The organism is Leifsonia sp. HAY1-4F, from assembly GCF_056755275.1.
Genome location: NZ_JBNDHX010000011.1, coordinates 25,953 through 39,744 on the forward strand (window position 1 = coordinate 25,953; position 13,792 = coordinate 39,744).

Annotated in this window: 12 protein-coding genes and 1 riboswitch; of the genes, 6 read left to right on the forward strand and 6 right to left on the reverse strand. The window is 69.8% G+C overall.

The window, feature by feature from the left end; translation table 11 throughout:
* Nucleotides 1–33: 33 nt before the first annotated feature.
* Genes ACPYOG_RS03995 through ACPYOG_RS04005 form a run of 3 tightly spaced genes read right to left on the reverse strand, consistent with a single transcriptional unit; the run spans nucleotide 34 to nucleotide 2,836 of the window.
* Entirely contained in the window at nucleotides 34–945 is a 912-nt protein-coding gene (locus ACPYOG_RS03995) for a 1-phosphofructokinase family hexose kinase (RefSeq protein WP_481292966.1), read from the reverse strand.
* Nucleotides 942–1,943: an ROK family protein gene (locus tag ACPYOG_RS04000; RefSeq protein WP_481292967.1), complete on the reverse strand. Its 1,002-nt coding sequence runs from the start codon at nucleotides 1,941–1,943 to the stop codon at nucleotides 942–944. Before ACPYOG_RS04000 ends, ACPYOG_RS03995 begins: the two co-directional genes overlap by 4 nt.
* Nucleotides 1,943–2,836, reverse strand: coding sequence for an SIS domain-containing protein (locus ACPYOG_RS04005; RefSeq protein ID WP_481292994.1), 894 nt, complete (start codon nucleotides 2,834–2,836; stop codon nucleotides 1,943–1,945). Before ACPYOG_RS04005 ends, ACPYOG_RS04000 begins: the two co-directional genes overlap by 1 nt.
* A 357-nt stretch (nucleotides 2,837–3,193) precedes the next feature.
* Between ACPYOG_RS04005 and ACPYOG_RS04010 the strand changes: the two genes are divergently transcribed.
* From ACPYOG_RS04010 to ACPYOG_RS04035, 6 genes are all read left to right on the forward strand, one after another.
* Nucleotides 3,194–4,435: an extracellular solute-binding protein gene (locus tag ACPYOG_RS04010; protein WP_481292968.1), complete on the forward strand. Its 1,242-nt coding sequence runs from the start codon at nucleotides 3,194–3,196 to the stop codon at nucleotides 4,433–4,435.
* Between the two features lie 21 nt (nucleotides 4,436–4,456).
* Entirely contained in the window at nucleotides 4,457–5,413 is a 957-nt protein-coding gene (locus ACPYOG_RS04015) for a carbohydrate ABC transporter permease (RefSeq protein ID WP_192629790.1), read from the forward strand.
* Nucleotides 5,410–6,306, forward strand: a complete 897-nt coding sequence (locus ACPYOG_RS04020; RefSeq protein ID WP_481292969.1) for a carbohydrate ABC transporter permease — start codon at nucleotides 5,410–5,412, stop codon at nucleotides 6,304–6,306. Before ACPYOG_RS04015 ends, ACPYOG_RS04020 begins: the two co-directional genes overlap by 4 nt.
* Nucleotides 6,307–6,467: 161 nt before the next feature.
* Nucleotides 6,468–7,709, forward strand: a complete 1,242-nt coding sequence (locus tag ACPYOG_RS04025; protein ID WP_481292970.1) for a hypothetical protein — start codon at nucleotides 6,468–6,470, stop codon at nucleotides 7,707–7,709.
* Nucleotides 7,710–7,808: 99 nt separating this feature from the next.
* A riboswitch (ZMP/ZTP riboswitch) is annotated at nucleotides 7,809–7,905 on the forward strand.
* 32 nt (nucleotides 7,906–7,937) lie between these two features.
* Nucleotides 7,938–9,263 carry a serine hydroxymethyltransferase gene (gene glyA, locus ACPYOG_RS04030; RefSeq protein ID WP_481292971.1) on the forward strand — a complete coding sequence of 442 codons (1,326 nt, stop codon included), beginning with the start codon at nucleotides 7,938–7,940 and terminating at the stop codon, nucleotides 9,261–9,263.
* A gap of 97 nt (nucleotides 9,264–9,360) precedes the next feature.
* Complete coding sequence (locus tag ACPYOG_RS04035; RefSeq protein WP_481292972.1) at nucleotides 9,361–10,242, forward strand: bifunctional methylenetetrahydrofolate dehydrogenase/methenyltetrahydrofolate cyclohydrolase; 882 nt, start codon at nucleotides 9,361–9,363, stop codon at nucleotides 10,240–10,242.
* Nucleotides 10,243–10,395: 153 nt separating this feature from the next.
* On the opposite strand, the gene ACPYOG_RS04040 is transcribed toward ACPYOG_RS04035, so the two are convergent.
* From ACPYOG_RS04040 to galT, 3 genes are all read right to left on the reverse strand, one after another.
* A complete protein-coding gene (locus ACPYOG_RS04040; RefSeq protein ID WP_481292973.1) occupies nucleotides 10,396–11,202 on the reverse strand; it encodes an MBL fold metallo-hydrolase in 807 nt (268 codons plus the stop codon).
* Nucleotides 11,203–11,347: 145 nt separating this feature from the next.
* Nucleotides 11,348–12,508, reverse strand: coding sequence for a galactokinase (gene galK, locus ACPYOG_RS04045; RefSeq protein WP_481292974.1), 1,161 nt, complete (start codon nucleotides 12,506–12,508; stop codon nucleotides 11,348–11,350).
* The gene (gene galT, locus ACPYOG_RS04050) at nucleotides 12,505–13,788 is read right to left on the reverse strand and encodes a galactose-1-phosphate uridylyltransferase (RefSeq protein WP_481292975.1); all 1,284 of its coding nucleotides are present in this window, start codon (nucleotides 13,786–13,788) and stop codon (nucleotides 12,505–12,507) included. Before galT ends, galK begins: the two co-directional genes overlap by 4 nt.
* Between the last annotated feature and the right edge of the window lie 4 nt (nucleotides 13,789–13,792).

The window sequence follows — 13,792 nt, forward strand, 5'->3', positions numbered from 1 at the left end:
GTGGATGGACGGACGTGGAGCTGTGCAACCTCCTCACCCGGTCACGAGACGACCTTCGAGTTCGGAGTAGGACGGATGGACCTCCCCGGCGAGCGGAGCGAGCACCGCCGCCGCCGACCACGCGGTCGCCCGCTGCAGCAGCGCGGCCGGGTCGTCGACGCCCGCGCTGAGCAGGCACGCGACGGCGGCCACCGCCGCATCCCCCGCGCCGGTGGCGTTGCCGCTGAGGGGCGTGGGAAGGCGCGCGTCCAGCGGCTCGCCCACGCGCGGCACGGCGAGCATCCCCGCCGCGCCGAGCGAGACGAGGACCAGCCCCGCGCCCGCGTCGAGGAGCGACCGCGCCCCGGCGACGGGGTCGTCGTGCCCCGTCGTCTCGGCCAGCTCGCGGCGATTCGGCTTCACGACGGTGGCTCCCGCCTCAGCCGCGAGCCGAAGGGCGGAACCCACCGCGTCGATCACGCTCGGGAGGCCGTGGCCGGCAGCGCGGCGGACCAGGTCGGCATAGAAGGATTCCGGCGCGCCCGGAGGGAGGCTGCCCGAGCCGACCACGCAGGTCGCCGGAAGGAGGAGCCGCTCGGCGGCATCCCGGAGTGCGGCCCATTCCGCGTCGGTCAGGGGCCCGCCGGTCTCGTTGACGACGGTCGTCTCCCCGGAGCGCTCGTCGACGATGGCGATGCTGCTCCGGGTCGGGGAGCTGACCGGGATGAGCTCGACCGGCAGCCGCGACGCCTCCAGCTCGTCGGCCAGTCGCACGCCGGAGGGCCCTCCCGCCGTGGTCAGCACGAACGCGTGCCCGCCGGTCTGGGCGATGACGCGGGCGACGTTGAGGCCCTTGCCGCCCGCGCGGACGGCCGGGGGAGCGGCGCGGTGCGTCTCCCCGGCGTGCAGGGCGGGCACCCGGTAGGTCAGGTCGAGCGCGGGATTCGGCGTGACGGTGAGGATCACGACGTCGCCTCCGCAGCCGCGAGCAGGTCGCGCGCCCTCAGTCCGGCACCGATGACGCCGGCGTTCTCGCCGACGCTGGCGGGGAGCAGCACGGGACGCCGCTGGAAGGTGAGGATGCGCTCCAGCTTCTCCGCGAGCGGCCCGAAGAGGGCGGGGCCGGCTTGCGCCAGCCCGCCGCCGATCACGATGGCCTCCGGCGCGAGCAGCGCGACCGTGTGCGAGAGGTCGAGAGCCAGCGCGTCGATGGCCGAATCCCACACGGAGCGCGCGGCATCGTCTCCGGCCTCGGCGCGGGCGAGGACCTCCCTAGCCCCGTGCACGTCCGCCCCGGTCAGGGCGTTGTAGCGGCGGGCGATGGCCGCGGCCGACGCGACCGCCTCGAGGCAGCCCATCCCGCCACAGGCGCACGCCGGGCCGTCGGCGACGCGCGAATGCCCCATCTCGCCGGCCATCCCTCCGCCGGTGTGGATGCGGCCGTCCAGGAAGACGGCGCCGGCGATCCCGGTGCCGATAGCCATGACCACGACATCGCGGAAGGGGGCGGCGGCCCCGAGCCGATGCTCGGCTTCGCCCGCGCCGCGCACGTCGTGGCTGAACGAGACGGGCACTTCGAGCGACTGCTCCGCCCGGTCGCGGAACGGGAAGTCGTGCCAGCCCAGGTTCTCGGCGAAGATGCCGATCCCCGCGTCGTCGTCGACATGGCCGGGGACCAGCAGGCCGGCGGCCCGAGGGACGATCTCGGGATGCTGCGCTCGGAGCCGTGCCGCCATCCCGTCGATGGCGCGCATCACCGCATCCCCGGTCCCTGGTCCGTCGTGCGGGGTCGGGAGACGCAGGACCTCGGCCAGGCGGCCGGCGTCGTCGATGAGCGCGGCCTTCGTGTCCGTGCCGCCGACGTCGAACGCCAGCACCGGCGCGCCGCTGCCCAGCGGGCCGGCGACGGCCGGGGGAGCGGTCACCGCCGCATCCACCGCCGGATTCACGGACTCGGTGCTCATCAGGGGAGGATCACCGATCGGGTGAGGTTGCGCGGGCTGTCGGGATCGAGCCCGGCCCTCCGGGCACGGGCCAGAGCGACGCGCTGGGCGCGGACGAGGTCCGCCATTCCGTCGATCGGCCGGTCCTCGAAGCGTGCCCCGGTCGCGGCGACGTCGCTGGACAGCCCGTCGGGCGCCTCGCCGAGCATCCACGTCACGCGGTTCGGTGCGGCGATCGCGATCGGGCCGTGCCGGTACTCCTTCGCCGGGTAGGACTCGGTCCACGACTGGGACGCCTCGCGCATCTTGAGCGCCGCTTCGTGCGCGAGGCCGACCGTCCATCCCGTCCCGAGGAAGGCGTACTGCTCTGCGTCGATCAGCGCGTCGTCGAGGTCTTCCTCGACCGCGGCGGCCGCCTGGTCGATCGCGGCCGCGAGGTCGTGACCGAGCGAGGCGCGCACGAGCGCCAGGGCAGTGGTCGCGAAGCGGGTCTGCACCACCGACTGCTCGTCCGCGAACGGGAGGCGGATGGCCGTGTCCACCAGTTGGACCAGCGGCGTGTCGGGGTCGCCGACGATCCCGACCGTGCGGATGCGGTTCCCTGCAGACCGGAGCCCGTCGAGCAGCTCGAGGACCTCGGTCGTCGTGCCCGAGCGGGTGATCGCGACGATCGCGTCGTAATCCCGGGCGCGGAAAGCGTCAGCGTCGACGAACGCCTCGGAGGCCGCGTAGGCGTCGGTCACGCCGTGCCCGGCGCGCTCACGCAAGACCGCGTACGACTGCGCCATGAACCACGAGGTCCCGCAGCCCACGACGGCGATGCGCTCACCGGCCGCAGGCAGGAGCGACTGCTCCTCGCGCAGGCCGGCCGCGATCGCCCAGGTCTGCGGCTGAGAGCGCAGTTCCGCCTCCATGTGGGACCCGGTGATGGATGCGTGCGTCACTGATCGCTCCTGTTCTGCGTGCGTCGCTTGATGCGTGAATGTCTGACTCCAATGATTGCGGATGATCGAAGCATCTGTCCAGTGAGCAGCTTCAATCGTTTCCCGCGTAATCCCTACAAACCTCGGGGTCTCGTGTAAACCCCGCGTAACGATCTTCCGCCTAGTCCTTGACGGGACGGGGCGGACAGGCCATGATTTCGATCAATCAATGAGTGCAAGTGCTTGTTTTGAGCAAAAACAAATCACTAAACATCAACAGCTACGCATCGTCGCGCAGGAACCATCGCCGTGACGATTCGTGTTTCCCTTCAAGAAGTGAGGAAGTCAATGAAGAAGTCACTGCGCTGGGGGGCGGCGATCGCCACCGCGACCGTCGCCACCATGACGCTCGCCTCCTGCGGCTTCAGCGGCGGGTCCGGCGGCTCGTCCGGAAGCGCACAGACGCTCAACCTGATGGTCGCCAGCTACTCGGACAACACCAAGTCCGAATGGCAGCAGATCATCAAGGACTTCGAGGCCAAGAACTCCGGCATCAAGGTGGACCTGGACGTCGAGTCGTGGACCGACATCAACAACGTCATCAAGACGCGCATCCAGGCGCAGAAGCAGCCGGACATCCTGAACATCGACGCCTTCGCCGGTTTCGCCGCTGACGACCTGCTGTACCCGGCCAAGGACATCGTCTCGTCCTCGACGCTGAACGACTTCCAGGACGCCTTCAAGAAGAACGCGAGCATCGACGGCACCCAGTACGGACTGCCGTTCATCGCCTCCGCGCGAGCCCTGTTCTACAACAAGGACGACTTCAGCAAGGCCGGCATCGCGGAGCCCCCGAAGACGTGGGCCGACTTCGAGGCGGATGCCGCCAAGCTGAAGGCGGCAGGCGTCACCCCGTACGGCATGCCGCTCGGAAGCGAGGAGGCCCAGGCCGAGACGGCCGTCTGGTTCTACGGAGCGGGCGGAGGCTATGGCGACGCCAAGAAGCTGACCATCGACAGCCCCCAGAACATCGAGGGCGCCACGGAGATGAAGAAGATCATCGACCAGGGGTACACGGAGCCGAACCCCGGATCCACGAACCGCACCCCGCTGCTGAACGTCTTCATCCAGGGACAGCTCGGCATGCAGGTCGGCCTCCCGCCGACAGTCGGGCAGCTCAAGGACAAGAACCCGTCCCTGAAGTACGGGATCGCGCCCATCCCGACCAAGGACGGCTCGGCCTTCACGCTCGGCGTCGCCGACCACCTGATGGCGTTCAAGAGCAAGACCGACAAGACCGCGTCGATCAAGAAGTTCCTGGACTACTTCTACTCCAAGGACGTCTACACGAAGTGGGTGACCGCGGAGGGCTTCCTCCCGACCACCAAGTCCGGCGCCGACGCGATGAGCTCGAACGAGTCGATCAAGCCGTTCCTCGACCTGCTGCCGAACGCCAAGTTCTACCCGTCGACGAACCCCAACTGGTCGGCAGCCCAGGGCGCCCTCCAGAGCCAGATCGGTCAACTCGGACAGGGAGCCAACCCGGCCGACCTGCTGAAGTCCATCCAGGCCAAGGCCAGCGGGCAGTAAGCCGAACGACCGGCCCTGAATATGACCAGCACTGCTGAAACCACCCGCGCGGGGGCGGCCACCGGCCGTCCCCGCCGCGGGGCGTCCCCCTCCTCGACGGGCGGAGCCGCCGACCTCTGGCGTGCCGTGCCGTGGACGCTGCCCGCCCTCCTCCTGATCTTCGGCGTCGTGTTCTTCCCTGCCGGCTACATGGTCTTCAACTCCACCCGGAAGATCTCGCTCGCCGGAATCGACCACGGCTCCGTCGGCCTCCAGAACTACCTCACGGTGCTCTCGCGGCCCGAGCTTCCCGGCATCCTCCTCAACTCGCTCGTCTGGGTGGTCTCGGTCGTCGTCATCACCGTGGTGATCTCGCTCGCCCTCGCGCAGTTCCTGGACAAGAACTTCCCGGGCCGTCGCTGGGTCCGGATGGCGATCATCGTCCCGTGGGCGGCCAGCGTCGTGATGACCACCACGGTGTTCGTCTACGGCCTCGACCCGTACTACGGGATCATCAACAAGTTCCTGGTCGACCTCCACCTGCTCGCGCAGCCCTTCGGGTTCACGAAGGAGCCGCTCCCGGCGTTCATCTCGTCGATCGGCATCGCGGTGTTCGTGTCATTGCCGTTCACGACCTACACGATCCTCGCGGGCCTGGCCGGCATCCCGGGCGACATGCTCGAGGCGGCCAAGGTGGATGGAGCAGGCGCCTTCCGCTCCTACTTCGGCGTGACCCTGCCGAACCTCCGGAACGCGATCGCGCTGGCGACCCTCATCAACATCATCAACGTGTTCAACTCGCTGCCGATCCTGAAGTTGATGACCGGATCCATCCCCGGGTACAAGGCCGATACGACGACGACCTACGTCTTCAAACTGCTGCAGAACGAGCAGCGCATCGACCTCTCCAGCGCCCTCAGCGTAATCAACTTCCTGATCGTGCTGGTCGTCGTCGGGCTCTATCTCTGGATCGTCAAACCCATGAAGGAGGTCTCGTGACCGCGCCGGCCCCCACACTGATCGCCGGCGCTCCGACGGCGCCTCCCCGGCGTCCCCGGGCGTCCGGGTCCTCCTGGCGCGTCGCCGGGAAGACGATCGCCGGAATCGTCATCGCGCTCGTCTTCATCGCTCCGTACCTGATCATGCTCACCGGCTCGTTCAAGAGCCGGAACAACATCCTCGCCGTCCCGCCGACCTACCTGCCCGAGCAGTGGCATCCCGAGAACTACCTCACGATGTGGTCGACACCCGAGACGCCGCTGCCGTACAACCTGATCTCCACCATCGTGATCTCCGTCTTCGCGACGGCCCTCGTGCTGGTCGTCTGCGTGCCGGCCGCGTACTACACGGCGCGGTTCCGCTTTCCCGGCCGGGGGATCTTCCTCTTCCTGGTGATCGTCACGCAGATGCTGCAGCCCACCGTGCTCGCCACGGGCCTCTTCAAGGAGATGGTGGCGCTCGGGATCAACGACACGTGGCTCGCGATGATCCTGGTGAACGCGGCGTTCAACCTGGCGTTCGCCATCTGGATCATGCACAGCTTCTTCTCCGGCGTGCCCAAGGAGGTCGACGAGGCCGCCCAGCTGGATGGCGCGGGCAAGTGGGCGGTGCTGTTCCGGGTCCAGCTGCCGCTGGTCTGGCCCGGGATCGTGACCGCGATCATCTACACCTTCGTCGCGTCCTGGAACGAGTTCGCGGCGAGCCTGGTGATCCTGTCGACGGATGCCAACCAGCCGCTCTCCGTCGCCCTCACCAAGTTCGTCGGCCAGTACGACGCGGCATGGCAGTACGTCTTCGCCGTGTCCGTGGTCGCCGTCATCCCCGTGGTGATCCTCTTCATGCTCATCGAGAAGCGACTGGTCGGCGGACTGACCGCGGGCAGCGTGAAATAGCCCCCCTGAGGATTCGTCGGGAGGCGCCGCCCGTGTGGCGCGACGCGGTCGCCTCCCGCCGGATGAAGACCTTCTCAGGCCGGAGTCAACCTCTGCCCGGCACCACCGGGTCACGGGTACCATCCAAGAGGCGATCAGCCGATACTCAACCGGATAGGACGATGACAGCGGGGACGACGAGCACCAGGCGGCCGGACCTCTCGGGCCCGCTGCGTGTTCCTCGCCGGTTGCGCTTCGCCGGGCGCGAGGTGCCGTGGTGGGCGGCCGTGCTCGTCGTCTATGCCGTCTCGCGGCTGCTGACGACCACGCTCATGCTGGCGCTGTTCGTCGCGGCGAACCTCGGCCACTGGGACTACTCGAGCCCCCTGATGGACCCGACGTTCTTCACCTTCTCGGGATCGTGGGACGGCGCGTACTACAGCCAGATCGTCGAGCAGGGATACCCGACGTCCCTGCCGCTGGACAGCGACGGCTCGGTGCAGCAGAATCCCTGGGCCTTCCTTCCGCTGTTCCCGATGGCCGCGCGCGTGGTGATGCTGTTCACCGGGCTGAGCTTCTATCCGGCCGGCTTCGTGGTGGCGATGGCCTTCGGCGCCGCGGCGAGCGTGGTCCTGTTCCGGCTGGTGGCGGCGCGCGCCGGCGTCTCCAGCGCGTTCTGGGCGACGGCGTTCTTCTGCTTCGGCCCGCTCTCGTTCGTGCTGCAGATCGCCTACGCCGAGAGCATGTTCTTCTTCCTGATGTTCGCCGCGCTGCTGGCCATGGTGCATCGCCGGTACTGGCTGATGCTGCCGTTCGGCGTCGCGGCGGCCTTCACCCGGCCGGGAGCGCTCGCCTTGCCCTTGGCCCTCTTCATCGTGCTGCTCGTGCGTACCATCAACGCCCGGCGCGGGGGCGACGGGTTCCGGCCGCGCGAGCGGCTCGCGATCATCCTCACCGGCGCTCTGACCGCTCTGGCCGGCCTGTCCTGGCCGATCATCGCCGCGGTCGTCACCGGCACGGGCGACGCATACATCAGCACCGAGCTGTCGTGGTGGACCGGGTTCATCGGCAAGGTCGCCTTCATCCCCCTGACGCCGTGGTTCCTGCTCAGCTGGCGGTACCTCAGCATCCTCGGCGCTCTCATCGTCATCTCGATCATCGCCGGCTATGCGTGGGTGATCACCCGGCCATCCATCCGTGCGCTCGGGACGGAGCTGGTCGCCTACGCGGGGAGCTACGGGCTCTATCTGTTCGCGGTGTTCCTGCCGCAGCAGAGCACGTTCCGGCTGCTCCTGCCGCTCTCGCCGCTGGCGGGAGCGCGCGGGCTCACCCGTCACCGGCGCGCGCGGAAGGCAGCGCTGATCGCGTGCGTCGCGCTGCAGCCGGTGGCGATCGTGCTGCTCTGGTTCGTCGGGTATCCGTGAGCCGCCGGGCATCCGCGAGTCGTCGGTGTTCGTGAGCCGTCGTCCGCGGGGGCGGCCGACCAGCCGCACGGGTTACGCGCACCGTGCGCTTTGCTATGCTTGGCCCGTCGCGACTGGCGCTCAGATGGTCACCATCGGGGAGCGACACGGTACCTCGAAACACGGATGGATGCGGCCGCGCGCCTGGGTCGCTACGAATTGGTCCATCCCTGTACGAAGGAGCCGGCAATGACCGATACCCTCCCCTCGACGTTCACCGCACCACTTGCGGAAGTCGACCCCGAGATCGCGGAGGTGCTGCAGCTCGAGCTCGGTCGCCAGCGTGACTACCTCGAGATGATCGCCTCAGAGAACTTCGTGCCGCGTGCCGTGCTCGAAGCGGTCGGCTCGGTGCTCACCAACAAGTACGCGGAAGGCTACCCCGGCCGCCGCTACTACGGCGGCTGCGAGTACGTCGACATCGCCGAGCAGCTGGCGATCGACCGGGCGAAGGCCCTCTTCGGCGCCGAGTACGCCAACGTGCAGCCGCACTCCGGAGCCTCCGCGAACGCGGCCGTGCTGTCCGCGATCGCGACGCCCGGCGACACCATCCTGGGCCTGGAGCTCGCCCACGGCGGGCACCTCACCCACGGCATGAAGCTCAACTTCTCCGGGAAGCTCTACAACGCCGTGTCCTACGGCGTCGACCCGGAGACCTTCCTCGTCGACATGAACGTCGTGCGCGACAAGGCGATCGAGCACAAGCCGCGCGTGATCATCGCCGGCTGGTCCGCCTACCCCCGTCAGCTCGACTTCGCCGCGTTCCGCGAGATCGCGGACGAGGTGGGCGCGAAGCTCTGGGTCGACATGGCGCACTTCGCCGGTCTCGTCGCCGCTGGGCTGCATCCCTCTCCCGTCCCCTACGCGGACGTCGTCAGCTCGACCGTGCACAAGACCATCGGCGGCCCGCGCTCCGGCTTCATCGTCAGCCGGGACACGGAGCTGGCGAAGAAGCTCAACTCGAACGTCTTCCCCGGCCAGCAGGGCGGTCCGCTCATGCACGTGATCGCTGCGAAGGCCACCGCGTTCAAGCTGGCGGCGACCGAGGAGTTCAAGGACCGTCAGGCGCGCACCATCCGCGGCGCCCAGCTGCTCGCTGCGCGGCTCACCGCCGAGGACTCGAAGGCGGCCGGTGTGGATGTGCTCACCGGCGGCACGGACGTCCACCTGGTGCTCGCCGACCTCCGCACCTCGGAGCTCGACGGTCAGCAGGCGGAGGACGTGCTGCACGAGGTCGGGATCACCGTGAACCGCAACGCGGTCCCGTTCGACCCGCGCCCGCCGATGGTGACCTCCGGCCTGCGCATCGGCACGCCGGCGCTCGCGACGCGCGGTTTCGGCGACACCGAGTTCACCGAGGTGGCCGACATCATCGCGCTCGCGCTGCGCCCCGGCGCCGACACTCGCGCGCTCCGCGCCCGCGTGGACGCCCTCACCGCGGCCTTCCCGCTGTACCCGGGCCTGACCCCCTCCGGTCAGGACGCCTTCTCCGTCGAGCTGCCCTCCTCGATCTGACCATCCCTGCGCCTTCGGTTCCTGAGTTCTTCGAGCGCTCCCCGCGGATCCGCTCGAAGGACTCGGGAACCGTCGGCCTGCACGAGAGGAACGACGCGTGACGGCACGGATTCTGGATGGGAAGGCGACGGCCGCCGCGATCAAAGCCGAGCTGAAGGAGCGGGTGGACGCCCTGCGTGCGCAGGGGATCGTCCCGGGCCTGGGCACCATCCTCGTCGGCGATGACCCGGGCTCGCAGTGGTACGTCGCCGGCAAGCACCGCGACTGCGCGGAGGTGGGCATCGCCTCCATCCGCCGCGACCTGCCGGCTGAGACCTCGCAGGCCGAGCTCGAGGCCGTGGTCGAGGAGCTCAACGGCGACCCGGACTGCACCGGCTTCATCGTGCAGCTCCCGCTGCCGGCGCACCTCGACACCGACGCGATCCTCGAACTGGTCGACCCGGCGAAGGATGCGGACGGCCTGCATCCCACGAACCTCGGCCGGCTGATGCTCAACGTGACCCGTCCGATCACCTCGCCGCTGCCGTGCACGCCGCGCGGGATCATCGAGCTGATGCTGCGTCACGACATCGACCTCCGCGGCGCGGATGTGGTGGTCGTCGGCCGCGGCGTCACCGTCGGTCGCGCCATCGGCTCCCTCCTCACCCGCCGCGAGTTCAACGCGACGGTGACGCTGACCCACACGGGCACGCGGTACCTCGGCGAGCACCTGCGCCGGGCGGACGTCATCGTGGCGGCAGCGGGCGTCGCGGGACTCGTGACCGCGGCCGACGTCAAGCCGGGCGCGGTGGTGCTCGACGTCGGTGTGAGCCGAGTGGAGGATCCGCTCACCGGCAAGAGCGTCGTCGCCGGCGACGTGTCGCCCGAGGTCGCCGAGATCGCCGGATGGATCTCGCCGAACCCGGGCGGCGTCGGACCGATGACCCGCGCCCTCCTGCTGCAGAACGTCGTCGAGACCGCCGAGCGCCGCCTCTCCTGACCCAGCCGGGCTCAGCCCCACCGTCGAGTCCGCAGAGATTGCACGGTGTGGCGGCGTTTCGCGTGCAGTCTTTGTGGACTCGATGGTGGGGCGGGAGCGGCGCAGGCGGGGCGGGCGGGAGCGCCGCAGGCGGGGCGGGGCGGCGCGGCGCGGTCAGCGGTCGAGGACGAGGATGAAGCGCTTGCGGACGATACGCTCGCCCGGCTCGCCGCGCAGCTCGTCGAGGGCGGAGAGCACGCGGTCGAGGACGCCGGGGCGCAGCGCGAGCGGCGCCTCATCCGGCTGGTCGATGGTCCCGGCGGGATAGTCCTCGCCAGGCGTCGACGACATCTCGACGTGTGCGCCGCGCACCTCGCGCACCGGCGCCGGCGGGTCGTCCCGGAAACGGATCAGCCGCTCGATCGTCGCGCGGAACTGCGGCAGGTCCCGTACGTACAGTCGCGCCGGCAGGACGGTGTCCCCAGTGAACAGGATGCCCGTCCTCCGGTCGAAGAACACGACCGCCGACGGCTCGTGGCCGGGCCCACCGATCACGTCGATCACGCGGCGCCCGAGGTCGAAGGCGACCGTCTCCTCCGGCCAGGACCGGAAGCCGAAGTACCCGATCACCTCGGCCGGGCTTGTCCCGACGATGGTCGTGCCGGGCCTGTCGCGCAGCAGCAGGTCACCGGCGATGTGGTCGCCATGGGCGTGCGAATGGGCGACGATTAAGGGATACGGACGGACGAACACGACCCGGTTGCGCCGCAGCCACTCGGCGATCAACTGTTCGATCGCCGCGCGCAGCGGAAACTGCTCCTCATCGGAGGTCGCGCCGGTGTCGATCAGGAGGGCGCGCTCCCGCCCGAACAGTAGGTACAGGAAGGGCGCCTCCCAGTGCGACGCCTTCGGCTGCCGCAGCTGGACGGTGTCCGGGTCGAGCCAGGTCACCTGCGGCTCCCGCGCTCCCTGTCCGCTCACCCTCCCAGTCTGCCCGCCTCCGGTAACGCCCGGGTGAACGCACCCTCCCTCAACGCGAGGTGCTCGTTGTTGCAGGCGACACGCCGTGGAACCCTGCAACTACGAGCACTTCGCGTCGAAGGCGGAACGCGACGGGCGGGACGCGTCAGGACTCGCGGCGGGCGCCCTCGGAGGGGCGCACGGTGAACAGCTCGGGCTGGCCGAAGCCGTGCTCGGCGAACGCACCGTCGAGCGCCACGAGTACGCGGCTGAGCGTGTCGGACGGCACCAGCGCGATGGCCGAGCCGCCGAAGCCTCCGCCGGTCATCCGCGCGCCGATCGCGCCGTTCGCCTGCGCCGTCTCGACCGCGAGGTCGAGCTCCGGCACCGAGATCTCGAAGTCGTCGCGCATGGAGATATGGGATGCGTCCAGCAGTTCCCCGATCGCGGCCGGCCCCAGCTCGCGCAGCGTCCGCACCGTGTCGAGCACGCGCTGGTCCTCGGTGACGACGTGGCGCACCCGGCGGAAGGTCACGTCGTCAAGCAGCTCGCGCGCCCGGTCGAGGTCGGAGAGCGAGACATCCCGGAGGGACTCCGCTCCGAGGATGCGCGCCCCCTCTTCGCAGGACGCCCGGCGCTCGGCGTACCCGCCGTCCGCGTGAGCGTGCGTGACGCCCGTGTTGATGATGAGGATCTCGAGCCCGGCGGCTTCGAGGCCCAGAGGGACGACCTCGGACTCGAGCGAGCGGCAGTCGAGGAACACGGCGGCGTCCGGCTCGCCGAGGAGGGACGCGGACTGGTCCATGATCCCGGTGGGTGCGCCGGCCGCCACGTTCTCAGCGCGCTGTCCGACGCGCGCGAGGGTGCGCCGGTCGAGTCCCAGCCTCCAGAGCTCGTCGAGTGCGAGACCGACGGCGCTCTCGATCGCCGCGGACGACGACAGGCCGGCGCCGACCGGCACGTTGGAGTCGAGGAGGATGTCCATGCCGGGCACGGCGGCGAGGTCGACCCCGAACTCGCTCATCGCCCAGGCGACGCCCAGGGGATAGGCGGCCCAGCCGCTCAGGATCTCGGGCGAGAGGTCGTCGATGGCGACCTCCACCAGCTCGTCCGTGAACGTGCTCCCGACGCGCAGGACGCGGTCGTCGCGGACGCCGATCGCAGCGACCGTCCGGCGGTTGATGGCGAACGGCAGCACGAACCCGAGGTTGTAGTCGGTGTGCTCGCCGATCAGGTTCACGCGCCCCGGCGCCGACCAGATGCCGTCGGGTTCGCGGCCGAAGGTCTGGATGAAGTCGTCGCGGATTCCCGTTCGCAGGTCGGTCATCGGTCAGCCTCTCGGTCGTTGTCGTTGTCGGTAGTGGATGCGGTGGTAGTGGAGGCGGTGGTAGCGGATGCGGTGGCGGTGGATGCGGTCGCCTCGGCCGAGCCGCCCGGCGCGCCAGTCGCAGCGGTGACGAGCCCGGTCACCTCGACCGGCAGCGCGCCCACGGGGTTCGACTCATCGGCGCGGGCGATCGCCTCGCGGAGGGCCGCGGCCGCCTGCTCCGGCGGGACATCGCCGATCCACGCACCCATGGCAGCCTCCGAGCCGGCCAGGAACTTCAGCTTATCCGCGCCGCGTCGCGGCGACGTGAGCTGCAGCATCAGCCGGATCTCGTCCCTCCGGACGCCGACCGGAGCCTGGTGCCACGCGGCGATGTACGGCGTGGGGGAGTCGTACAGCGCATCCACGCCGCGCAGTACCCGCAGGTACAGCGTCGCGAGCTCGTCGCGCTCCGCCGTGTTCGTCTCGGCGAGGTCGGCGACGTGCCGGTGGGGCAGCACGTGGATCTCGATCGGCCAGCGTGCCGCGAAGGGGACGAATGCGGTCCAGTGCTCACCCGCGAGCACCACGCGCTCGGACGCGCGCTCCCGCTCAAGGATGTCGGCGAAGAGCGTGGGTCCGTAGGAGTCCAGCGAGCGCAGGAGTGCCGCGGTCCGCGGCGTGATGTACGGGTAGGCGTAGATCTGGCCGTGCGGGTGGTGCAGCGTGACGCCGATCGCCTCCCCGCGGTTCTCGAACGGGAAGACCTGCTGCACGCCGGGCAGGGCGGAGAGCTGCGTCGTCCGGTCGGCCCACGCTTCGATGACCGTGCGGGCGCGTGACGGCGTGAGGCTCCCGAACGAGCCGGTCGTGGCCGGGCTGAAGCAGACCACTTCGCAGCGGCCGACCGAGGTCCGCGTGCGGCCCAGACCGACGGTCGCGAGGTCCTCGATCCCTTCCGGCGCGTTCCCGTCCTCCAGCAGCGGACCGAACGACGGCGACTTGTTCTCGAACACCGCGACGTCGTAGAGATCGGGGATCTCGGAGGGATTGGATGGCGTGGCCGGCGCCAGCGGGTCGAGTTCCGCGGGCGGGAGCATGACGCGGTTCTGCCGTGCCGCCGCGATGGACACCCACTCGCCGGTGAGCGGATCCTGCCGCATGGTGGCGGTGGCGGGCCGCGGTGCCGGCTCGCGCAGATCGGGCTTGCGCTCGGCGTTCAGCGTCGTGTCGGCGTCGTCGTAGTAGATGAGCTCCCGGCCGTCGGAGAGACGAGTGGGACGCTTCGTGATCGCAGCCATGCCA

Bases quoted from the DNA above. Each gene is read 5' to 3' on its own strand.
- ACPYOG_RS04000 (WP_481292967.1), bottom strand. From the start codon at position 1,943: ATGAGCACCGAGTCCGTGAATCCGGCGGTGGATGCGGCGGTGACCGCT.
- ACPYOG_RS04005 (WP_481292994.1), bottom strand. From the start codon at position 2,836: ATGGAGGCGGAACTGCGCTCTCAGCCGCAGACCTGGGCGATCGCGGCC.
- ACPYOG_RS04010 (WP_481292968.1), top strand. From the start codon at position 3,194: ATGAAGAAGTCACTGCGCTGGGGGGCGGCGATCGCCACCGCGACCGTC.
- ACPYOG_RS04015 (WP_192629790.1), top strand. From the start codon at position 4,457: ATGACCAGCACTGCTGAAACCACCCGCGCGGGGGCGGCCACCGGCCGT.
- ACPYOG_RS04025 (WP_481292970.1), top strand. From the start codon at position 6,468: ATGACAGCGGGGACGACGAGCACCAGGCGGCCGGACCTCTCGGGCCCG.
- glyA (WP_481292971.1), top strand. From the start codon at position 7,938: ATGACCGATACCCTCCCCTCGACGTTCACCGCACCACTTGCGGAAGTC.
- galK (WP_481292974.1), bottom strand. From the start codon at position 12,508: ATGACCGACCTGCGAACGGGAATCCGCGACGACTTCATCCAGACCTTC.
- galT (WP_481292975.1), bottom strand. From the start codon at position 13,788: ATGGCTGCGATCACGAAGCGTCCCACTCGTCTCTCCGACGGCCGGGAG.